This is a genomic window from Shinella sp. JR1-6, from assembly GCF_004284735.1.
GTDB lineage: Bacteria > Pseudomonadota > Alphaproteobacteria > Rhizobiales > Rhizobiaceae > Shinella.
The window spans coordinates 138,833-159,864 of sequence record NZ_SHMI01000001.1 but is presented as its reverse complement, the minus strand read 5'-3'; the positions used below and the strand labels follow the sequence as shown (position 1 = coordinate 159,864).

Genomic DNA, 21,032 nt, shown 5'->3' with positions numbered 1-21,032 from the left:
GCGGCCTCAGGAGGCCGCGCACTTTCGTCGGATCATTCCGAAACGCTGAGGAAGCGGCTCAGGTGCTGGTTGGCGGCATTGTCCTGCCAACCCTGAACCTTGCTGGAGACGAGCCACAGGTCGGCCTGCGTCAGGAGCGGGGCGATCGGCTGTTCGCGCATCAGCACGGCTTCTGCGTCATGCAGGACCTTGGCGCGCGCCGCCGGGTCACGCTCTTCGTACGACTTCTTCATGAGGCCGTCGAACTCGGCATTCGTGAACTTGCCGTAGTTGAAGGTCTTGTTGGTGCTGACGCTGAGGGCCAGGAAGTTTTCCGCATCCGCATAGTCGGCGACCCAGCCGGCACGCGCCACGTTGAACGCGCCGCCTTCCTGGAGATAGGCGTAGTGCGAGGACACGTCGAGGTTCACCAGCGACACATCGGCGCCGAAGGTGTTCTTCCACATGTCGGCAACAGCCGTCGCCACGCGCTCGTGGTTCGGGTTGGTGTTGTAGCGCAGCTCGATCTTCAGCGGCTTGCCGCCTTCGCCGTAACCGGCTTCCTTCATCAGCTTGAGCGCCTCGTCCTCGCGGTCGAGCTGCGAGAGCGCGCCGAAATCGGCATAGGCCGGCTCATAGCCCTGCATGCCCGGGGGCACCATGGAATAGGCCGGAAGCTGCGAGCCGGAATAGATTTCCTTGGCCAGGAAGTCGCGGTCGATGGCCATGGAGAGCGCGCGGCGCACGCGAACGTCGCTATAGGGCTCGGTGCGGGTGTCGAAAGGGTAGTAGTAGGTTGCCAGCGTCGGCGAAACGTGGACCTGCTCGCCATAGCTCTTCTTCAGGCGCTCGATCTGGTCGGCAGAGAAGTTGTAGACGAGGTCCATTTCCTTCGCCTCGAAGCGACGGACCGAGGCGGCCTGATCGTCGATCGGGTAGAAGATCACCTTGTCGAGCTTGACGTTGGCAGCGTCCCAGTAGTTCGCGTTCTTCTCGACGACAAGATTGTCGTTCGGCACATGGCTGACGAGCTTGAAGGCACCGTTGGAAACCATCGTGCCGGGCTTCACGAAATCCGCGCCGTTCTTTTCGACGCTGGCCTTGGAGACCGGCAGCGCCGTCTGGTGCGCGAGCAATTCGAGGAAGAAGGGCGTCGGACGCTCCAGCGTCACTTCCAGCGTCGTGGCATCGACAGCCTTGACGCCAAGCTGGTCGAGGCCAAGCTCGCCCTTGTTGACCTTTTCCGCGTTCTTGATCGGATAGAGGATGTTCGCGTAGCCGGCCGCCGTCTTCGGATCCTCAACGCGGGTGAAGGAGAAGACAAAGTCTTCCGCCGTCACCGGCGAACCGTCCGACCACTTCGCGTTGCCGCGCAGCTTGAACGTGTAGACCGCGCCGTCGTCGGAGACGGTCCAGCTTTCCGCAGCGCCGGGAACGATCTTGCCCGAGGCGTCATAGATGGTCAGGCCTTCGTAAAGGTCCTTGAGGATGAATTCTTCGATGTTGATGGAGGTATGCGCCTGGTCGAGGGTCTGCGGTTCACCCGCATTGCCACGGTGAAGCACCGTTTCTGCCAATACAGGGCTGGCGCCCAGCAGGATTGCACCTGCAAGAAGAGCCGCACGAAAGCCAATCAGTCTGTTTGCCATTTTGTTTTCCTTCCCCGGTTGTTATTTTGGGTGCGACATCAATTGTCCCTGTTTGCGAACTTGGCAAGCCCCTAAAAACACGAAATGCACAAAGGTCGCAGACCTCTCGCAACGCCCGATTTTTCAAGTGAAACGCGCCCTTCTCCGCCGCTACACCGCGAAAAATGAGAAAAATATTTGCATTTGCCGATTTTATTCGCAGTTTTCTGCCCATCGTTTTGCACCGATTTCTGCGATCTATCGCCCATCGAACACTTGAGCCAGAAACGGAGTCCCAAGATGAACTGGTTGAAGACCCTCGCCGCCGCCGCAGCGCTCCAGGCCGCCATCCTCGCCCCGGCCCATGCCGGTGAAAACCTCGCAGCCGTACAGGCCGCCGGCGCGCTGAAGATCGGTACCGAAGGCACCTATGCGCCCTTCACCTACCATGACACCGACGGCAAGCTGGTCGGCTTCGATGTCGAGATCGGCGAGGCCATCGCCAAGAAGCTCGGCGTCAAGGCCGAGTTCCTGGAAGGCAAATGGGACGGCCTGATCGCCGGCCTCGACGCCAACCGCTACGACGCCGTGATCAACCAGGTCGGCATCACCGAGGCACGCAAGCAGAAGTACGACTTCTCCGAGCCCTACATCGCTTCCAAGGCCGTGCTCATCGTGCGCGCCGACGACGACAGCATCAAGGGTTTCGCTGACCTCAAGGGCAAGAAGTCCGCCCAGTCGCTGACCTCCAACTTCGGAAAGCTTGCTCAGGAAGCCGGCGCCGAGCTCGTCGGCACCGACGGTTTCGATCAGTCGATCCAGCTCGTCCTGACCGGCCGCGCCGATGCGACGATCAACGACAGCCTGTCCTTCCTCGACTTCAAGAAACACAAGCCGGACGCGAATGTGAAGATCGCCGCCGAGCAGGAAAACGCCGACTATTCCGGCGTGATCATCCGCAAGGGCGAGCCGGAGCTTCTGGAAGCGATCAACAAGGCACTCGTCGACATCAAGGCGGACGGCACCTACCAGGCGATCTCGGACAAGTATTTCGGGCAGGACGTCTCGAAGTAATTCCTGGCCGAGAACCGCTTCGCGGCGGCTCCGTCCTCGACTATAGATAAAACCATGACCTGGCCGGGGATAACCCCGGCCAGCCGCATTTCCGGAGGTTTTTCCCGTGCCGCCGTGGCTTCAACTGATGCTGGATTCGCTGGTCCCCCTGCTGTGGGCCGCGCTCGTCTTCACCATTCCGCTCACCCTGCTTTCCTTCGCGCTCGGACTTACCCTCGGCCTCGTCACGGCCATCGCCCGACTGTTCGGGCCGCGTCCGCTCGTCGCCATTGCCCGCTTCTATGTCTGGGTGATCCGCGGCACGCCGCTGCTGGTGCAGCTTTTCGTCATCTTCTACGGCCTGCCGAGCATCGGCATCCTGCTCGACGCCTTTCCGGCCGCCCTCATCGGCTTCACGTTGAATGTCGGGGCCTATACGTCGGAAATCATCCGCGCCGTCATCGCCTCCGTGCCGCGCGGCCAGTGGGAGGCGGCCTATTCAATCGGCATGAGCTGGTCGCAGGCGATGCGCCGCACCATTCTGCCGCAGGCGACGCGCGTCGCCGTACCGCCGCTCTCCAACACCTTCATATCGCTGGTGAAGGACACGTCGCTTGCGGCCGCCGTCACCGTACCGGAGCTGTTCCAAACGGCCCAGCGCATCGTCGCCACGACCTACGAGCCGCTGATCCTCTATATCGAGGCGGCGCTGATCTATCTGGCGCTCAGCTCTGTTCTTTCAGCCCTGCAGGTCCGGCTGGAACGGCGCTTTGCCCGCTATGGCGGCTTCCTGGAGGCTCGCACATGATCGAACTCAGCCATATCGAAAAACGCTTCGGCGACAACCTCGTGCTGCGCGACATCAGCCTCAGCCTGCCGGAAGGCACGGTCACGGCACTGGTCGGCCCTTCGGGCGGCGGCAAGAGCACGCTGCTACGCTGCATCAACCTGCTGGAGACGCCGACCTCAGGCTCCATCAAGCTCGGCAGCGAGACGATCGACTTCGCACCCGGCCGCAAGGTCGGCTGGGACGCGGTACAGAAGCTGCGCCGCCAGACCGGAATGGTCTTCCAGAACTTCCAGCTCTTCCCGCACCAGACGGCGATCGCCAACGTGATGGAAGGCCTCGTCACCGTCCTCAAATGGCCCGCGGAAAAGGCACGCGCCCGCGCTATGGAACTGCTCGAAAAAGTCGGCATGGCACACAAGGCCGACGCCTGGCCGGCAACGCTGTCGGGCGGCCAGCAGCAGCGCGTCGCCATTGCCCGCGCTCTTGCCCCCTCGCCGCGCGTCCTGCTCTGCGACGAGCCGACCTCCGCGCTCGATCCGGAGCTCGCGGAAGAGGTGGTCGAGGTGCTGAGCCGGCTCGCCCGCGAGGGCACGACCATGGTCATGGCAACGCACGATCTGCGCCTTGCCTCGCGCGTTGCCGACACGGTCGTTTTCCTCGATGGCGGCGTCATCGTCGAAGAGGGGCCGCCGCGCGCGATCTTCTCGACGCCCGAGCGCGAGCGCACGAAAAAATTCATTGCCTCCCTCAGTGCGCCGCAAAGTTATGATATCTAAAATACACGTCGCCTCACGTTACGGTAGCAAGGAAATCCGGTCCGCGGCAGTTGCATCGGACAGGCGATTCAAGCAGAGTGGCGGGATATGCGTACCTCGCCATGCCCCGGCATGTCCAACAGGGGAGAAAGCCTCATGATCAAGAAAACACCGAATCCGATCGACGTCTTCGTCGGGTCCCGCGTCCGCTTGCGGCGGCTGATGGTGGGCATGAGCCAGGAAGCGCTTGCCGACCGTCTCGGCGTCACCTTCCAGCAGGTACAGAAATACGAAAAGGGCACAAACCGCATCAGCGCCAGCCGCCTGCAGGCCATCGCCGAAGTGTTCCGCGTCCCGCCGAGCTTCTTCTTCCAGGATGAAGACAGCGCCACGCCGGCCGCCGGCGTCGGGCATGAGACGGGCGACGTCTCCACCTTCGTCTCCTCCAAGGAAGGCCTCGACCTCAACCGCGCCTTCCTGAAGATCGATGATGCGGGTGTGCGCAAGTCGATCATCGCACTGGCAACGGCGCTGTCCAAGGCGAGCGCCGCTACAGAGGCCGGCGAACGCGCAGAAAACGCACCGGAACTGCGGATCTGACCCCACATGCCAGCACGGCTGCAGACGCTCGGTCATCTGCGCCTGCTCGACGAGGGCGGCAATGACATCGTCTTTCCCGAAAAGGCGCTCCTGATCCTTTGCTATCTCCAGACGCGCGGCGTGAGCGACATGCCGCGGGCGGATGCGGCGAGCCTCTTCTGGGACGACAGCAACAGCGCCGCCGCCTTCGCCAATCTCCGGCAGACCGTTTCACGAACCCAGAAGCGCCAGCGGGAGCTGGACCGGGTCTATCTCACCTTCACCGACACCTCGATCGGGCTCGGGCCGGATGCCGTCGAAAGCGATATCGACGGGGTTCACGATGGCGCATGCCTCCCGGTGCTTGCCGCCACGCTCACCGACGACTTCCTCAAACATGTAAAGCCCGGCAACCGCGCCCTTTCGAGCTGGATCATGCTGCAGCGGGCCGCCCATATGGCCATTCTGCGCGGCGCATTGCTCGATAACAATGGACAGGGGGGCACCGGCTTGCGACAGGCGCGCGCCGCGGCAGCCCTGCGTCTCCTGGAGAGCAACCCGGACGACGAGGAAGTGCGCGCCATGCTGACGGGCCGGCCGGCCGCGTCCCCAATCCTCATGACCGCGCAGCCGCCTGCCCGCGTACTGACGCTGCAAGACGCGGATATCGGGTTTGCCCGGCCGAATCCGCCGCGCGTCGTGCTGCTGCCACCGGTCACCACGCTGGCCGCCCGGGCAGCCACGCGCTTCAGCGAAGCGTTGATCGAGGACGTGACGATCGGCCTCTGCGCACTGCGCTCCATTTCGATCATTGCACCGCATACCGCCGCGCAGATCTCGCTCCAGGCCGACAGGGCGGCCACCTACGAGCGCCACAAGATCAGCTACATCCTGGAAACACGGCTGCGCGACGAGGGCGACCACCATTCGCTCTTCACCCAGCTCATCTTCTTCGGCAGCGATGAGGTCGTCTGGGCCGAACGATTCCCGCTCTCGGCTGAAGGCCTCGCCCGTTCACGACAGATGATCTCCCACCAGATAGCGGGTTCGATCGCGACGGAAATCGAGCGCAACGAACTCGTGCGCGGCGACTACGAAATCGATGCGAAGGCCTACCGCAGCTTCCTCACCGCGCAAGGCCAGTCGAAAAATCTCGACCTGCGCGACATCCGTCGTGCACGCAAGAGTTTTCGCGAGGCATTGAAGGAAAACAGCAACTATGCGCCTGCTTTGGGGGGCTTGGCACACAATTACTTCCTCGAATGGGTTCTGACCGCACGCGGCGACCATGAACTGCTTAAGCAAGCAGAACTTCATGCCCAAAAAGCAATCGAGGTCGATGAGCGCCTGCCCTCGGGCTACCGGGAACTCGGCATCGTCAAGCTCTATACACGCCAGTTTGACGAGAGCGCAGCCTATCTTGATCGCGCCGAGGAGCTAAGCCCCAACTATGCCAACGTCATCGCGAGCTACGCGGATACACTTGTACAGGGCTCTCGACCAGATATCGGCTTGCAGAAGATTGAGCATGCAATCGAACTCAATCCATTGCCGCCGGACGAATATTTCTGGATCGCGGCGAGTGCCTCGTATGCGCTCGACAGATATGAAGACGCTCTCGCCTACATAAACCGGATGAACGACAAGCAACCGGCCCATCGTCTATCTGCCGCAAGCTGGGCAATGCTCGGAGACCGCAAGAAGGCCAGGCTGTTCGTGCGGCGAACATACGAAAGCAATCCGGATTTCGATTTCGAATCCTGGACAGCGATTATACCATTTAAGGAGGAATGGCAGCGAAAACATTATTATGACGGGTTAAAGAAAGCCGGATTTTAATTAGGATTCACAAGGGAGAGCAGGCATGGCAAGAATAGTTATTTTGGGGATTAAAGGTGAAGCTGGTCTTTGGTCCGTCGATCTCGACGCAGGCACTGCGACGCAAATCGGGTCGCCCACAGGCGGGACCTTGAAGGCTGCCGATGATCTGCGCAAAGCGGGCGCAACAATCACCTCGGGTGTTGACCTCGCCGCCCTCGTTCCCGACGGCGTCGGCAGTTTGCCGGAACCCTCCAGCGGCATTTACGACAAGTAACCGTTGCACGCTTTGAGGCAGACATCCAAGCCGGTGTTTGCCCAAGAGACAAAAGACCACATGCAGGGCCCGAGCTACAAACGTCGCTCGGGCCCTGCAACCAGGCGCCACAGCCTCGTGTTGTTCGAAGAGGCAGGCCGGCAGCATTCCGCGCTCTCGCGCGCAAGCCCGGGAAATCTGCATCCTCAGTTTCAACCAAAATCAGGAGGAGCGAAAATGTCGAATGGCGTGCTTGGGCTTGAAGGAGAAACTGGCCTTTGGACGGCGGATCTCGAAACGGGCGCCATCACATCGGTCTCGTCCGGTTCGGCTGACGATCCCCACATAACCGGCAGGTTCAACACGCGTGGCGTGAGCGTCCCGATGGTGGCCGAAACAGCCGGGCCGTTTTCCGGCGGCTTTTACGGCAAGTGACCCCCAGCAGCCCCTCCGTAACCAGCTATTCGGATCGCCTCTGCAGCCCGGATGAGACCTGGAGCCGGATCGAGGCGCTTTTGCCTCGCTTCGGTGTCACACGGCTTTCCCGCCTGACAGGCCTCGATTCGATCGGCATCCCTGTCTGGAACGCAGTCAGCCCCAATGCCCGTTCGATCGTCATCAATCAGGGCAAGGGCATCACCGATCTAGACGCGAAAGTTTCAGCCGCCATGGAGGCGCTCGAGCGGGCGATAGCCGGCGACCCGCTCGTTCCGGTCCGACATGCCTCGCGGCATGATTTTGCGAAGGCGGGGCAGGCCTGCCTGCCGCTCGATATCTTTGTGGCAAGCGACCAGCCCTTCCTGTCGGAGACAGAAAGCATCGACTGGCTTGCCGGCAGCGACGTCACGACGGGCGAAGCGGTCTGGGTTCCACGCGCAGCGGTCTGCCTCGACAGGACTGACCCCACGCCGCGGTTCTGGCAGTCCTCCGATGGCCTTGCCTCCGGCAATGCACCGATCGAGGCGACCCTGCACGGCCTTCTCGAGCGGATAGAGCGCGACGCAGACCGGTTGTGGCGGCTGCTGCCTCGCAGCAAGCGCCTTGCAACCGCGATCGACCCCGCTGGCTTTGCCGATCCCATCATCGAGGATCTGCTCGCTCGATTCCGGACTGCAAAGCTGGAACTGCGCGTCTTCGACATCACCAGCGACCTCGCAGTGCCAACCTATGCCGCCGTCCTCGGCAATACCGGGCTTCTTGCAAAGAAGACCCCTCTCTTCCACGATGCGACCATCGGCTACGGCACACATCCCGTGGCCACCCGTGCCCTCATCCGGGCCCTGACCGAAGTCGCGCAATCACGCCTCACCTATATCAGCGGGGCACGTGACGATCTTTTTGCCGAAACCTTCACCCGCCCGCTCGCCACCGAAACGCTTGCCCTCTTCGAAGCGTCGCCGGGCGTGGCGAAGTCCTACGACGCTCCCGAAGGTGACGCCGCCACGCTGCTTTCCCACTGCCTGGAGCGGCTCGCCACAGGTGGCATAGCCCCCATTCTTGCGGTCCCGCTCACCGACCCGTCCCTTCCCATCGCCGTCGTAAAGGTCGTCGTGCCATCGCTCGAAAACCCTGAAGGCAAGCGTCGCCACGCTGTCGGCCACCGCGCCCTGTCGCGCATGTTGTTTGGAATGTCATGAAGATCCTGTTCGCAGGCCCGAGCCTGCCCGATGCTGCCGCACTGTGCGGGAAAAATATCGATGTCCGGCCGCCGGCTGCCCATGGAGACGTGCTCGCCGCCACGCGCGAAGGCGCGAAGGCGATCGGCATCGTCGACGGAAACTTCGAACATGTCGCCCCCATCTGGCACAAGGAAATCCTCCATGCTCTGGATCAGGGTATCGCCGTCTTCGGCGCGGCCAGCATGGGGGCGCTGCGGGCGGCGGAATGCAACGCCTTCGGCATGGTCGGCATCGGCCGTATCTACCAGGACTATGCCAGCGGCCGGCGCATGGACGATGCCGATGTCGCCCTGCTGCATGGCCCCGCCGAACTCGGTTACCCCGCCCTTTCACTCCCACTCGTCAATGTCGAGGCGACGCTCGACCGGTTGGAAAAGGAAAAGACCGTTGAAAAGCATGACATATTAACGCTGCGTATTGCCGCGGAGGCGCTCTTCTACAAGGAGCGGACTTGGTCTGCGATCGTCGACCGAGCCAAAACGGCATTGGATCGCACAGCGCTTCTGCAACTTCTCCTCGCAACAACGGTCGATCAGAAGCGTACAGATGCACTTACCCTTCTGCACATCCTCGACACTTTCAACGAAAAAACCGCGAAAAAACAAGGAAATTGGACGTTTAGAGCAACATCGCTCTGGCGCTCGGTGGCCGATCAACCCGGAGCGTAAAAAAACACGCAGTTTCCCATTCCGCGTGTGTCACGCTCAAGTCACGCGCACAACCTCCGAGTCACGCCTATACTTTGTCCCAGGGGCTGAAAGTGAGCATTGCTCCCGGGGGCATAGGACATGAAAATCGAAACCATCGAGACCGAAGACAGGGGCACGGAATTGATGGCGCTGGCGCGGCTTGTCGCGTTTGCGCTCGAATCCGCCAAGTCGCTGGACGCAGAGGTTGTCGAGTTCTGCCTGGACAAGGCGCTGCGCGCCGTGCTGGACCAGATCGACGAACCTTCGCGTATGGCACTCACGTCAAACGACATCATACTGATGAACCGGTCAGCGCTCTGCTGACCGGAGGAACGGGCCGGCTAGCCGGCCGGGGGATAGCCGCCGTCCTCCTCCGCGGCGCTGATCGTGCGGACGGCCCGAACCTGCGGGCCGCCGCCGATCTTCTTAAAATTCTCCAATTGCGAAACGAAAACACACGGTTGCGCTGATCGCGGAACTCTGAAAGGTTCTCTTCTCGAAAAAACGCCCCAAAACCGGGGCCGACGGACAGAGGGAGAACAGCATGCGGAGAATTCTGGCAGGCGGCGTGGCCGCACTCGCGCTCATGACGGCGGGCATCGCCCAGGCGGAACCGGTGAAAATCGGCGTCATCACCACGCTGTCCGGCGGTGGCGCAGGCCTCGGCATCGACATGCGCGACGCCTTCCAGTTGGCGATCAAGCAATCCGGCAACAGCGAGATCGAGCTCGTCGTGGAAGACGATGCGCAGAAGCCGGAACTCGCCGTCCAGATCGCCGAGAAGATGATCCAGAGCGACAAGGTCGACCTGATGACCGGCATCATCTGGTCGAACCTCGCCATGGCCGTGGTGCCGAACACGGTGGCACAGGACGTCATTTATCTCTCGCCCAATGCCGGCCCGTCGGCGCTCGCCGGCGCGAACTGCCACCCCAACTATTTTAACGTCGCCTACCAGAACGACAATTTCCACGAGGCGATGGGCGAATACGATAACAAGGACTACAAGAAGACCTTCATCCTCGCCCCGAACTATCCGGCCGGCAAGGATGCGCTGACCGGCTTCAAGCGCTATTACAAGGGCGAGCTCGCCGGCGAGGTCTATACCCAGGTCGGCCAGACGGACTATGCCGCCGAGATCGCGGAAATTCGCGCTTCCGGCGCCGATTCGGTCTACTTCTTCCTGCCCGGCGGCATGGGCATCGCCTTCATGAAGCAATATGCCCAGTCGGGCGTCACCATTCCCGTCACCGGGCCCGGCTTCTCCTTCAGCCAGGACGTGCTGCCGGCGATCGGCGATGCCGCACTCGGCGTGAAGAACTCTGGCACCTGGGCGAAAGACCTCGACAACCCCGCCAACAAAGCCTTCGTCGAGGCGTTCCAGAAGGAATACAACCGCCTGCCCTCGATCTATGCCGCGCAGAGCTGGGACACCGCCAACCTCATCCTCTCGGCCATCGGAAAGGCAAGCGTGAAGGACAAGGACGCCTTCCGCGCCGCGCTGAAGGCTGCGGACTTCGCTTCCGTGCGCGGAAAGTTCAAGTTCAACACGAACAACCATCCGATCCAGGACATCTATGTCACCGAGGTCGTGAAGGAAGGCGACGTCCTGACCAACAAGATCATCGCCACCGCCTTCACCGATCACGGCGACGCCTACGCCGACAAGTGCTCGATGTAATCCGCGACCGGACATCCGCCCCCGGGCGGATGTCCCCGCATGACCTTCCGGACCGGCCACCTTGTCCCTCGCCCTCCTCATCGAGCAGTTTCTGAACGGGCTCCAGCTCGGTGTCATGCTGTTCCTTATCGCCGCCGGCCTGACGCTGATCTTCGGCGTGATGGGGCTGATCAACCTTGCTCACGGCTCGCTGTACATGGTCGGCGCCTTCGCCTGCGCCGCGGTCGCGGCCGCGACGGGTTCCTTCTGGCTCGGCCTTGTCGCCAGCCTTGCCGCCGCCGCGGCCGCGGGGGCCCTGATGGAGGTTGTTATCATCCGCCGGCTTTATGCCCGCGATCATCTCGATCAGGTACTCGCCACCTTCGCGCTGATCCTCATCTTCTCCGAGGGCACGCGCTGGCTCTTCGGCTCGTTTCCGCTCTATCTCGACATCCCGCCTCTCTTGCAGGGTGCCGTGGCACTGCCGGGCGGCGGACAATATCCACTCTACCGCCTCGCCATCATCGGCGTGGGCGTCGGTGTCGCCATCGGTCTCTACCTCCTGATCGGTCGCACGCGTCTCGGCATGCGCATCCGCGCCGGCGAATCCGACCGCGAGATGATCGCCGCGCTCGGCATCGACATCCGCTCGCTCTATACGATCGTCTTCGCCTTCGGTGCAGCGCTTGCCGGCCTTGCCGGCGCACTGGTCGGCGCGCTGCAGTCAGTACAGGTCGGCATGGGCGAACCGGCGCTGATTCTCGCCTTCGTCGTCATCGTCATCGGCGGCATCGGCTCGATCAAGGGTGCGCTGATCGGCGCGGTCCTCGTCGGCCTCGTCGATACGATGGGCCGTTTCCTGCTGCCCAAGGCGCTCGCCCTGATGATGCCGGCGACGGAGGCCGGTCCCGTCGGCGCCGCACTCGCCTCCATGCTCATCTACATCGTCATGGCGCTGATCCTCGCCTTCCGGCCAAGCGGCCTCTTTTCTGCGAGGACCTGAGGCGTGACTTCCCGCGAAACGACGGTCAACATCCTCCTCGCCCTTCTGCTCCCGGCCGCCGCGCTGACAGCGCTGCTCCTGGGCGAAGCCTTCTACATCACGCTTGCCACCCGCATTGCGATCCTGGCGCTGGCAGCAGTCGGGCTCAACATCGCCCTCGGGCTCGGCGGCCTTGTCTCCTTCGGCCATGCCGCCTTCTTCGGCCTTGGCGGCTACGTCACAGGCGTGCTGGCCACCCATGCCTTCAACATGGAGCCCATCGCCTTCGGTCTGCCGGGCACGACCTCCATGCCCATCATCTGGTTTGTTGCGATCCTCCTTTGCGGCCTCGTGGCACTGCCGATCGGCCTCATCAGCCTGCGCACGTCGGGCGTCTATTTCATCATGATCACGCTCGCCTTCGCGCAGATGATCTACTATTTCGCGATCTCCTGGCCGGCCTATGGCGGCGAAGACGGCCTGTCGCTCTCCATGCGCAACGGTTTTCCCGGCCTCAACACGGCAAAACCCTTCCCCTATTTCGTCGTGGTCTTCGTGCTCTTGCTTGCAGGGCTTTTTCTCTTCCACCGCCTGCAGGCCTCCCGCTTCGGCGCGGCGCTGGAGGCCGCACGACAGAACCCGGCAAGACTTGCCGCGACGGGCATCTCGCCCTTTACGATCCGCCTCGTCGCCTTCGTGCTCTCGGCCATGATCACCGGCCTTGCCGGGACGCTGTTTGCCGATCTCAACCGCTTCGTCAGCCCCTCCATGCTCTCCTGGCACATGTCGGGTGAACTGATCGTGCTGATCATCCTCGGCGGCAAAAGCCGCCTGTTCGGGCCGCTGGCCGGGGCGACGCTCTATGTCCTTTTCGAACATGTGCTGGGCGGCCTCACGGAGCGCTGGCAGCTCTTCCTCGGCCTCGTTCTCCTCGCCGTCGTCTTCTTCGCACGCGGCGGATTGATCGGCCTCCTGGCCGGGAGGCCTCGCCATGGTTGAACCGGTCCTCGAAATCAGGAACCTCGAAAAGTCCTTTGGCGCATTGAAAGCGACGAATGGCGCGAGCCTCGACCTTCGCCCGGGAGAAATCCACGCGCTGATCGGCCCGAACGGGGCGGGCAAGAGCACGCTGATCAACCAGATCTCCGGCGCGCTCGCACCCGATGCCGGCAGCATCCGCTTCCTCGGTACGGATGTCACTGCCCTCGATACGGCGCGGCGCGCCCGCATGGGCCTTGCCCGCACCTTCCAGATCTCCTCACTCGCGCAGGAGTTTTCCGCGCTTCGCAACGTCATGCTTGCGGCGCAGGCGCGGCAGGGAACGAGCCTGCGCTTCTTCCGCTCCGTGGCAAGCGACATCTCTCTCATCGAACCGGCAATGCGGATGCTGTCGCGCGTCGGACTGGCGGGCCGAGCAGGCGTACCCGCTGCGGCGCTGTCCCACGGCGAACGCCGGCAGCTCGAAATCGCCGTGGCACTGGCCATGGAACCCAGGGCCTTCCTGCTCGACGAGCCGATGGCCGGCATGGGGCCGGAAGGCTCGAAAGCACTGACCAGCTTCCTCGACGGGTTGCGCCGGGAAGCACCGATCCTGCTGGTGGAACATGACATGGATGCCGTCTTCGCGCTCGCCGACCGTGTGTCCGTGCTGGTCTACGGCCGCATTATCGCGACGGGCAGCGTCAGCGAGATCCGCAACGACCCCGAGGTGCGCCGGGCCTATCTTGGGGAGCCCGCATGAGCCTGTTGATCCTTGAGGAGATCGAGACCTGCTACGGCGCCTCGCAGGCGCTGTTCGGCGTGTCGCTGTCCGTCCGAGAGGGCGAGGTCGTCGCACTGATGGGCCGCAACGGCATGGGCAAGACGACGACCATCCGCTCGATCCTCGGCCTGACGCCCGCTCGCGCCGGCCGCATCGCCTTCGACGGCAAGACCGTTACCGCACTCCTGCCGCACCGCATCGCCCGCCTCGGCATCGGCCTGGTGCCGGAGGGGCGACGCTGCTTCGCCAACCTGACGGTCGAGGAAAACCTCCTCGCCTCCGCCCGGCGCGGTGCCTGGACACTGGCGAAGGTGATCGATCTCTTTCCCAGGCTCGGCGAGCGGCTTGGGCAATATGCCGACACCCTGTCCGGCGGCGAGCAGCAGATGCTGGCGATCGGCCGCGCCCTGATGACCAATCCGAAACTCCTTATCCTCGACGAGGCGACCGAGGGGCTGGCACCGGTGATCCGGCAGGATATCTGGGCGGCGATCCGACAGCTGAAGGCCGGGGGCCAGTCGATCCTTGTCGTCGACAAGACGCTCTCCGAGCTCCTGCCGCTCACCGACAGCTGCTGCGTGCTGGAGAAGGGCCGGACCGTGTTCTCCGGCCCGCCGACGACCTTTACCAGCGACCTGCAGGACCGCTATCTCGGCGTTTAAGAACGGAGGACGGCATGTTCGGCTACAGGATCACCGACTGGGACGACGCCTACGAGAATGGCGGCAACATTCCGGGCGGAACGCGCTGGCCTACCGCCTGGGTGGAGCCGGCGCAAAGGATGCGCGAAACGCTCCTCAGCCTCGGCCGGGCAAGGCTCGATCTCGCCTATGGCGCGGGCGAGCGCAACCGCCTCGACCTTTTCCTGCCCGAGCGCGCGCCGCGCGGCCTCGTCGTCTACGTGCATGGCGGCTTCTGGCTGCGGCTCGACCGGAATTTCTGGTCGCACCTTGCCGCAGGCCCCCTCGCCCACGGCTATGCCGTCGCCATGCCCTCCTACACGCTCTGCCCGGACATCCGCATCCGCGGCATCGTGCGGGAGATCGCAGCGGCGATCGAAACGGCTGCAGGACTGGTGGCAGGTGACCTCCATCTGATCGGCCATTCGGCGGGCGGCCAGCTCGTCAGCCGCATAGTGTCGGAAGCCTCGCCGCTTTCCGTCGGAACGCTCGCTCGCATCCGCCACGTCCTCTCCCTCTCCGGCCTGCACGACCTACGCCCGCTCATGCCTGCCGCCATGAACGAACGACTACAGATCGACGAAGCGGAGGCTATCGCCGAGAGCCCGGCCCTGCTGCGCCCCGTCGAAGGCACGCGGCTCACCTGCTGGGTCGGCGCCATGGAGCGCGCGGAATTCCTGCGCCAGAACGCCCTGCTTGCCAATGTCTGGACCGGCCTCGGCGCCACGACGGCGACGGTCGTCGAGCCGAACCGGCATCATTTCGACGTCGTCGACGGCCTTGCCGATCCCGAGCATCCCCTCACTCGAACCCTGCTGTCACCCTGATCCGATGAGCACGCTTGCCGCCTATGGCGGGCTTTTCCTCGCCGCGCTCGTCGCCGCCACCATCCTGCCGGCCCAGTCGGAAGCGGTGCTCGGCGGCTTGCTGGCCACCGGCACCTATTCCCCTGTGCTGCTGATCCTCGTCGCCGGCATCGGCAACGTGCTGGGTTCCGTCGTCAACTGGCTGCTCGGCCGTGGCGTCGAGCGGTTTCGCGGCGCGCGGTGGTTTCCCGTCAGCGACAAAAGCCTTGACCGGGCCGGCCGATGGTATCGCAAATACGGCTGGTGGAGCCTGCTGCTGAGCTGGATGCCGATCATCGGCGATCCGCTGACGGTGGCGGCCGGCATCATGCGTGAACCGTTCCTGCGCTTCCTTGCCGTCGTTTCGATTGCCAAGTTCGGCCGCTATATCGTGCTTGCCGCTCTCGTGCTCCACTGGCTCTGAAATTTTTCTGGAGGGGATGGAATGGGCGTCGCCCGGCTTTCGTATATTGGGGTATGAACGGAAAGACACCCGGCTTCAACGTGATCGGACAGCTCGCAGCGCTGAGGCGCTATGCGCTCTCGCTCGTCCGCAATCCGGACGAGGCCGAGGACCTGGTGCACGATGCGCTGGTCAAGGCCTATGAGCGGCAGTCCACCTTCCGCACCGGCGCCAGCGTACGCAACTGGCTGATGTCGATCCTGCACAATGCGCATATCGACCGCCTGCGCCAGCGCCGCTCGCAGGAGCGCCGCCACGACGCCGCCGCGGAGCTGGCAGAGGTCTCCATCCCGGCAAACCAGGACCATTCGGTGCGCCTGACGCAGCTGCGCAACGCGTTCTTCGCCCTGCCGGAAGAACAGCGCGAAGCGTTGCACCTCGTCGCGATCGAGGAACTTTCCTACCAGGAAGCAGCCGAAACGCTCGGCATCCCGGTCGGCACGCTGATGTCGCGTGTCGCCCGCGCGCGCCAGCGGCTGCGCGCCTTCGAACAGAGCGGCAGCGCCGCTCCCGTCACGCATCTCAGAATCGTCGGAGGCACTGGCGATGACAAGCAATGACCCCATTCTCGAATCCGATCTCAACGCCTATGTCGACGAGCAGCTCGCCGTCGGCCGGCGCATCGAGGTCGAGGCCTATCTTTCGGAACGGCCGGAGGTCGCGGCGCAGATCATGAAGGATCTGCGCGTGCGCGACGAGCTGCGCCTGGCACTTGCCGACCACCGCACGGTGACGCGGCAGGAAACGCGCGAGGCCGCCCGGCTCCTGGAACGCGCGCTGTCGCGTCGCCGCATCTTCTCCGTCTTCCGCCGTGCTGCGACCATCGCCCTCTTCGTGGCCGCCGGCTGGACGGCCCATGCCGTGCTCGGCCCCTTCGGCGCCACCGAGGTCGTGGCCTCCACGCCCCCGCCTGCCTTCGTGGAGGAGGCGGTGCGCGCGCACAAGACGACGCTGCTGCGCGATACTATGGCATCCCAGCCGGAAACCGAGACCTTCGATCCGGCGGAGATCCGCTCTGCAACCGCGATCGTGCTGCCGGACCTGCCGAAGGGTTGGGGCGTGATCGACACGCAGGTCTTCCCCTCGGCCTATGGTCCGAGCGTCGAACTGGTGCTGGAACCACGCAAGGGCGAGCGCCTGTCGCTCTTTGCGGTGCGCCCCGGCTCGTTCGGCGTGCAGCACGTCCTGCTCTTCCACGCCGACAATGCCCGTGCCGCCTACTGGCAGATCGGCGATGTCGCCTATGCGCTGGTTTCGGAAAGCCGCAAGGCCGACGACCTGGCGGAAACCGCGCGCGATCTTTCGCGCACGCTCTACTGATCAACCGCGTCCAAACCGAAGGAGTTATTCGATGGATCCCGTACAACAGCGATTTGGCTACGGCGCGCAGGCGCAGTCGGCCGCCCTCTTCGACGAGGGCCTGCGCCAGCACATGCTGCGCGTCTACAACTATATGGGCGCCGGCCTTGTGATCACCGGCCTCATCGCCTTCATCGTCGGCTCGACGCCGGCCCTCTACGTGCCGATCTTCTCCTCCCCGCTGAAGTGGGTGGTGATGCTGGCGCCGCTCGCCTTCGTCTTCTTTTTCTCATTCAAGATCCAGACGATGTCGGCCAGCACCGCGCAGATGACCTTCTGGGCTTTCTGCGCCGTCATGGGCCTGTCGCTCGCCTCGGTGTTCCTCGTCTTCACCGGCACGAGCATCGCCCGCACCTTCTTCATCGCCGCCTCGATGTTCGGCGCGACGAGCCTCTATGGCTACGTGACGAAGCGTGACCTCGCGAAGTTCGGCTCGTTCCTGATCATGGGCCTTATCGGCGTCGTGATCGCCTCGGTCGTCAACATCTTCCTCGGTTCGAGCGCGCTGCAGTTCGCAATTTCCGTGATCGGCATCGTCGTCTTCGTCGGCCTCACCGCCTGGGACACGCAGAACATCAAGCAGCAGTATGCTGAAAACATCGACCAGGAATCGCAGCAGAAGATGGCCGTGTTCGGGGCGCTTTCGCTGTACCTGAACTTCGTCAACATCTTCCAGCTTCTTCTGAATTTCACTGGCGAGCGCGAATAGTTTTCGCAAATGATTCAAGAGGAAACGGCGGGGCAAAACCCCGCCGTTTTTTGCTTCTCGCACCGCAATATACGTAAGTAATTTCTTACGAATTTTACCCGGTTGACAAATCAGCCGGCAGCGTCTTTGCTTAGAGCATTCACCAGGGGGGTCCCGACAAGGGGCTGAGATACTGCTGGCATTCGCAGCGCAGTGACCCGTTGAACCTGATCCAGTTCATACTGGCGTAGGGACGGTGCAAGCGCTGTAGAACCCGAAATCCGCAACCCGGATTCCGCCTACGCGTCCTTCCATCATTCCGGCTCTAGGACTGGGTCTCCAATCGCAAACTTGGAGCCTCACGAATGAATATTGCCGCCCAGAAGCTCACTCCCACCGTCACGACAGGCGCCCTGCCCGCCTCGCGAAAGATCCACATCGCCGGCGAGCAGCACCCGCAGATCCGCGTGCCGATGCGCGAGATCGCCCTGCACCCGACCTCCGGCGAACCGCCAGTCATCGTCTACGACGCCTCCGGCCCCTATACCGACCCCACCCATGTCGTCTCGATCGAAAGCGGCCTGCCGCGGCTTCGCGAGGCCTGGGTCGCCGCACGCGGGGATACCGAGGACTATGACGGCCGCCACATCCGTCCGGAGGACAACGGCTTTGCCACCGGGGAGCGGCTGACACCCGAGTTTCCCGTGCGCAACCGGCCTCGCCGGGCGACAAACGGCAAGGCGGTGACACAGCTCGCCTATGCCCGCGCAGGCATCATCACGCCGGAAATGGAATTCATCGCCATCCGCGAAAACCTCGGCCGCAAGGCCGCGAAAGAGGCGCTCATCCGCGACGGCGAGAGTTTCGGCGCCCACATCCCCGACTTCGTCACGCCGGAATTCGTCCGCAAGGAAGTCGCAAGCGGCCGGGCGATCATTCCCGCCAACATCAACCACCCGGAAGCCGAGCCGATGATCATCGGCCGGAATTTCCTGGTGAAGATCAACGCCAATATCGGCAATTCCGCCGTCACCTCCTCCATGGCGGAAGAGGTCGAGAAGATGGTCTGGGCGATCCGCTGGGGCGGCGATACGGTCATGGACCTCTCCACCGGCCGAAACATCCACAACATCCGCGAATGGATCATCCGCAATTCACCGGTCCCGATCGGCACCGTGCCGCTCTACCAGGCGCTGGAAAAGGTCAACGGCATTGCCGAGGACCTCACCTGGGAGGTTTTCCGCGATACGCTGATCGAGCAGGCCGAACAGGGCGTCGATTATTTCACCATCCATGCCGGCGTGCGGCTCGCCTATATTCCGCTCACCGTCAACCGCGTCACCGGCATCGTCTCGCGTGGCGGCTCGATCATGGCCAAGTGGTGTCTTCATCACCACCGGGAAAGCTTCCTCTACGAACATTTCGAGGAAATCTGCGACATCTGCCGCGCCTATGACGTCTCCTTCTCGCTCGGTGACGGCCTGCGCCCCGGCTCGATCGCTGACGCCAACGACGCCGCGCAGTTCGCCGAACTCGAAACGCTCGGCGAGCTGACGCAGATCGCCTGGGCAAAGGACTGCCAGGTCATGATCGAAGGCCCCGGCCATGTGCCGATGCACAAGATCAAGGAGAACATGGACAAGCAGTTGAAGGTCTGTGGCGAGGCGCCCTTCTACACGCTCGGGCCGCTGACGACCGACATCGCCCCCGGCTACGACCACATCACCTCGGGCATCGGTGCGGCAATGATCGGCTGGTTCGGCACCGCCATGCTCTGCTACGTCACGCCGAAGGAACATCTCGGCCTACCGGACCGCGACGACGTGAAGGTCGGCGTCATCACCTACAAGATCGCCGCCCACGCCGCCGATCTCGCCAAGGGCCATCCGGCGGCGAAGATCCGCGACGACGCGCTGTCGCGCGCCCGTTTCGAGTTCCGTTGGGAGGACCAGTTCAACCTTTCGCTCGACCCGGAAACCGCCCGCGCCTTCCACGACGAGACGCTGCCGAAGGAGGCACACAAGGTGGCGCATTTCTGCTCCATGTGCGGCCCGAAATTCTGCTCCATGCGCATCTCGCACGATATCCGTGCCGAGGCGCAGAAGGAGGGGCTGGAGGCCATGGCCGCGAAATATCGCGACGGCGGCGACCTCTACATGCCGCTTGCTGAAGCCCCCGCCGGAGAATGACCATGCGCGTCCTCGTCAAAGGGGCCGGCGTTGCCGGCCTCACCGTCGCCTGGCAGCTCTATCGCCACGGCTTCGACGTCACCATCACCGAACGCGCCGAAAAGGTCGGCCTCGGTGCCTCCGGCTTCGCCGGCGGCATGCTGGCCCCCTGGTGCGAGCGGGAAAGCGCGGAAGAGCCCGTTCTGGCGCTCGGCCGCTCGGCCGCAGACTGGTGGGAAGCGGCCGTGCCCGGTCATGTCAAGCGCCGGGGAACGCTGGTCGTTGCCGCCGGCCGCGATGCCGCGGAGCTCGAGCGCTTCGCCCGCCGCACGAGCGGCTGGGAATGGCTCGACGGCGCGGCCATTGCCGAGCTGGAACCGGATCTCGCCGGCCGCTTCCCCAAGGCCCTGTTCTTCCGGCAGGAAGCCCATCTCGACCCGCAGCGGGCGCTTTCGGCGCTCACCGCCGGGCTCGAGGAGGCGCGGATGCGCTTCCTGTTCGGCGCCGGCCCGGATGCCGCTCGCTACGACCGCGTGATCGACTGCACCGGCGCAGCCCGGATCGGCCAGCTGCCGGACCTTCGGGGCGTGCGCGGCGAAATGCTCTATGTGGAAACCCCGGAAATCAACCTCTCCCGCCCCGTCCGGCTGTTGCATCCGCGCCACCCGATCTACATCGTGCCACGCGGAAGGAACCGCTTCATGGTGGGCGCGACCATGATCGAGAGCGCCGACGACGGCGGCATCACCGCCCGCTCGCTCATGGAACTGCTGAACGCCGCCTACACGCTGCACCCGGCTTTCGGTGAGGCACGGCTTACGGATACCGGCGCAGGCATCCGCCCGGCCTTTCCCGACAACCTGCCACGCGTGAGCGAACATGACGGCACGCTCCATGTGAACGGCCTTTATCGACACGGCTTCCTGCTGGCTCCCGCAATGGCGGCGGAGGTCGCGCGGCGACTTCTTGCAGAACAGGCCCCATCGGAAAGGAGGGCATCATGACCCTCATCATCAACGGCGAGGAACAGGAGATCGCGGCAACCACGCTCGCCGATCTTCTCTCCGCCCTCGATTACGAGGGCGAGTGGCTGGCGACGGCCGTCAACGGCGAGCTGGTGCACCGCGAGGATCGCGCCGGCTTCACGCTCGGCACACGCGACCGCATCGAAATCCTCTCGCCCATGCAGGGAGGCTGAC

The 21,032-nt window shown here is 63.6% G+C and carries 24 protein-coding genes and 1 riboswitch; of the genes, 23 read left to right on the top strand and 1 reads right to left on the bottom strand.

Features of this window, described 5'->3' with window-relative positions; all coding sequences use genetic code 11:
• Positions 1-32: 32 nt before the first annotated feature.
• Entirely contained in the window at positions 33-1,628 is a 1,596-nt protein-coding gene (locus EXZ48_RS00755; protein WP_130514011.1) for a peptide ABC transporter substrate-binding protein, read from the bottom strand.
• A gap of 279 nt (positions 1,629-1,907) precedes the next feature.
• Between EXZ48_RS00755 and EXZ48_RS00750 the strand changes: the two genes are divergently transcribed.
• From EXZ48_RS00750 to thiS, 23 genes are all read left to right on the top strand, one after another.
• Positions 1,908-2,681, top strand: a complete 774-nt coding sequence (locus EXZ48_RS00750) for an amino acid ABC transporter substrate-binding protein (protein ID WP_023517056.1) — start codon at positions 1,908-1,910, stop codon at positions 2,679-2,681.
• 106 nt (positions 2,682-2,787) lie between these two features.
• Positions 2,788-3,468 (top strand): amino acid ABC transporter permease, encoded by a 681-nt coding sequence (locus EXZ48_RS00745; protein ID WP_023517057.1) that lies wholly within the window; start codon positions 2,788-2,790, stop codon positions 3,466-3,468.
• Positions 3,465-4,226, top strand: coding sequence for an amino acid ABC transporter ATP-binding protein (locus EXZ48_RS00740; protein ID WP_130514010.1), 762 nt, complete (start codon positions 3,465-3,467; stop codon positions 4,224-4,226). Before EXZ48_RS00745 ends, EXZ48_RS00740 begins: the two co-directional genes overlap by 4 nt.
• Positions 4,227-4,361: 135 nt before the next feature.
• Entirely contained in the window at positions 4,362-4,805 is a 444-nt protein-coding gene (locus tag EXZ48_RS00735; RefSeq protein WP_023517059.1) for a helix-turn-helix domain-containing protein, read from the top strand.
• Positions 4,806-4,811: 6 nt separating this feature from the next.
• Positions 4,812-6,623: a hypothetical protein gene (locus EXZ48_RS00730; protein ID WP_130514009.1), complete on the top strand. Its 1,812-nt coding sequence runs from the start codon at positions 4,812-4,814 to the stop codon at positions 6,621-6,623.
• Positions 6,624-6,648: 25 nt separating this feature from the next.
• Positions 6,649-6,879: a hypothetical protein gene (locus tag EXZ48_RS00725; RefSeq protein ID WP_024271324.1), complete on the top strand. Its 231-nt coding sequence runs from the start codon at positions 6,649-6,651 to the stop codon at positions 6,877-6,879.
• A gap of 216 nt (positions 6,880-7,095) precedes the next feature.
• Positions 7,096-7,293, top strand: coding sequence for a hypothetical protein (locus EXZ48_RS00720; protein ID WP_050743695.1), 198 nt, complete (start codon positions 7,096-7,098; stop codon positions 7,291-7,293).
• Positions 7,290-8,495 carry a YcaO-like family protein gene (locus EXZ48_RS00715; protein ID WP_130514008.1) on the top strand — a complete coding sequence of 402 codons (1,206 nt, stop codon included), beginning with the start codon at positions 7,290-7,292 and terminating at the stop codon, positions 8,493-8,495. The genes EXZ48_RS00720 and EXZ48_RS00715 overlap by 4 nt, the downstream gene beginning before the upstream one ends.
• Entirely contained in the window at positions 8,492-9,205 is a 714-nt protein-coding gene (locus tag EXZ48_RS00710; RefSeq protein WP_130514007.1) for a TfuA-like protein, read from the top strand. The genes EXZ48_RS00715 and EXZ48_RS00710 overlap by 4 nt, the downstream gene beginning before the upstream one ends.
• A gap of 120 nt (positions 9,206-9,325) precedes the next feature.
• A complete protein-coding gene (locus EXZ48_RS00705) occupies positions 9,326-9,550 on the top strand; it encodes a hypothetical protein (RefSeq protein ID WP_024271321.1) in 225 nt (74 codons plus the stop codon).
• A 220-nt stretch (positions 9,551-9,770) separates the two neighbouring features.
• Positions 9,771-10,907, top strand: a complete 1,137-nt coding sequence (locus EXZ48_RS00700) for an ABC transporter substrate-binding protein (RefSeq protein WP_024271320.1) — start codon at positions 9,771-9,773, stop codon at positions 10,905-10,907.
• Positions 10,908-10,968: 61 nt separating this feature from the next.
• Positions 10,969-11,889, top strand: a complete 921-nt coding sequence (locus EXZ48_RS00695; RefSeq protein ID WP_023514842.1) for a branched-chain amino acid ABC transporter permease — start codon at positions 10,969-10,971, stop codon at positions 11,887-11,889.
• Positions 11,890-11,892: 3 nt separating this feature from the next.
• Positions 11,893-12,867, top strand: a complete 975-nt coding sequence (locus tag EXZ48_RS00690; RefSeq protein ID WP_130514006.1) for a branched-chain amino acid ABC transporter permease — start codon at positions 11,893-11,895, stop codon at positions 12,865-12,867.
• The gene (locus EXZ48_RS00685; protein ID WP_023514840.1) at positions 12,860-13,609 is read left to right on the top strand and encodes an ABC transporter ATP-binding protein; all 750 of its coding nucleotides are present in this window, start codon (positions 12,860-12,862) and stop codon (positions 13,607-13,609) included. Before EXZ48_RS00690 ends, EXZ48_RS00685 begins: the two co-directional genes overlap by 8 nt.
• On the top strand, positions 13,606-14,292 hold the full coding sequence (locus EXZ48_RS00680) for an ABC transporter ATP-binding protein (protein ID WP_130514005.1): 687 nt from the start codon (positions 13,606-13,608) through the stop codon (positions 14,290-14,292). Before EXZ48_RS00685 ends, EXZ48_RS00680 begins: the two co-directional genes overlap by 4 nt.
• Before the next feature lie 14 nt (positions 14,293-14,306).
• Entirely contained in the window at positions 14,307-15,137 is an 831-nt protein-coding gene (locus tag EXZ48_RS00675; protein ID WP_130514004.1) for an alpha/beta hydrolase, read from the top strand.
• A 4-nt stretch (positions 15,138-15,141) separates the two neighbouring features.
• Positions 15,142-15,579 carry a YqaA family protein gene (locus EXZ48_RS00670; protein WP_130514003.1) on the top strand — a complete coding sequence of 146 codons (438 nt, stop codon included), beginning with the start codon at positions 15,142-15,144 and terminating at the stop codon, positions 15,577-15,579.
• A 53-nt stretch (positions 15,580-15,632) separates the two neighbouring features.
• The gene (locus tag EXZ48_RS00665; RefSeq protein ID WP_023514836.1) at positions 15,633-16,178 is read left to right on the top strand and encodes a sigma-70 family RNA polymerase sigma factor; all 546 of its coding nucleotides are present in this window, start codon (positions 15,633-15,635) and stop codon (positions 16,176-16,178) included.
• Positions 16,165-16,938, top strand: coding sequence for an anti-sigma factor (locus EXZ48_RS00660; RefSeq protein WP_130514002.1), 774 nt, complete (start codon positions 16,165-16,167; stop codon positions 16,936-16,938). The genes EXZ48_RS00665 and EXZ48_RS00660 overlap by 14 nt, the downstream gene beginning before the upstream one ends.
• A 31-nt stretch (positions 16,939-16,969) precedes the next feature.
• The gene (locus EXZ48_RS00655) at positions 16,970-17,686 is read left to right on the top strand and encodes a Bax inhibitor-1/YccA family protein (RefSeq protein WP_023514834.1); all 717 of its coding nucleotides are present in this window, start codon (positions 16,970-16,972) and stop codon (positions 17,684-17,686) included.
• 134 nt (positions 17,687-17,820) lie between these two features.
• A riboswitch (TPP riboswitch) is annotated at positions 17,821-17,937 on the top strand.
• A gap of 93 nt (positions 17,938-18,030) precedes the next feature.
• The gene (gene thiC, locus EXZ48_RS00650; RefSeq protein WP_130514001.1) at positions 18,031-19,854 is read left to right on the top strand and encodes a phosphomethylpyrimidine synthase ThiC; all 1,824 of its coding nucleotides are present in this window, start codon (positions 18,031-18,033) and stop codon (positions 19,852-19,854) included.
• Between the two features lie 2 nt (positions 19,855-19,856).
• Positions 19,857-20,837: a glycine oxidase ThiO gene (gene thiO / locus EXZ48_RS00645; RefSeq protein WP_207900344.1), complete on the top strand. Its 981-nt coding sequence runs from the start codon at positions 19,857-19,859 to the stop codon at positions 20,835-20,837.
• Entirely contained in the window at positions 20,834-21,031 is a 198-nt protein-coding gene (thiS, locus tag EXZ48_RS00640; protein WP_023512878.1) for a sulfur carrier protein ThiS, read from the top strand. Before thiO ends, thiS begins: the two co-directional genes overlap by 4 nt.
• Position 21,032 lies beyond the last annotated feature (1 nt).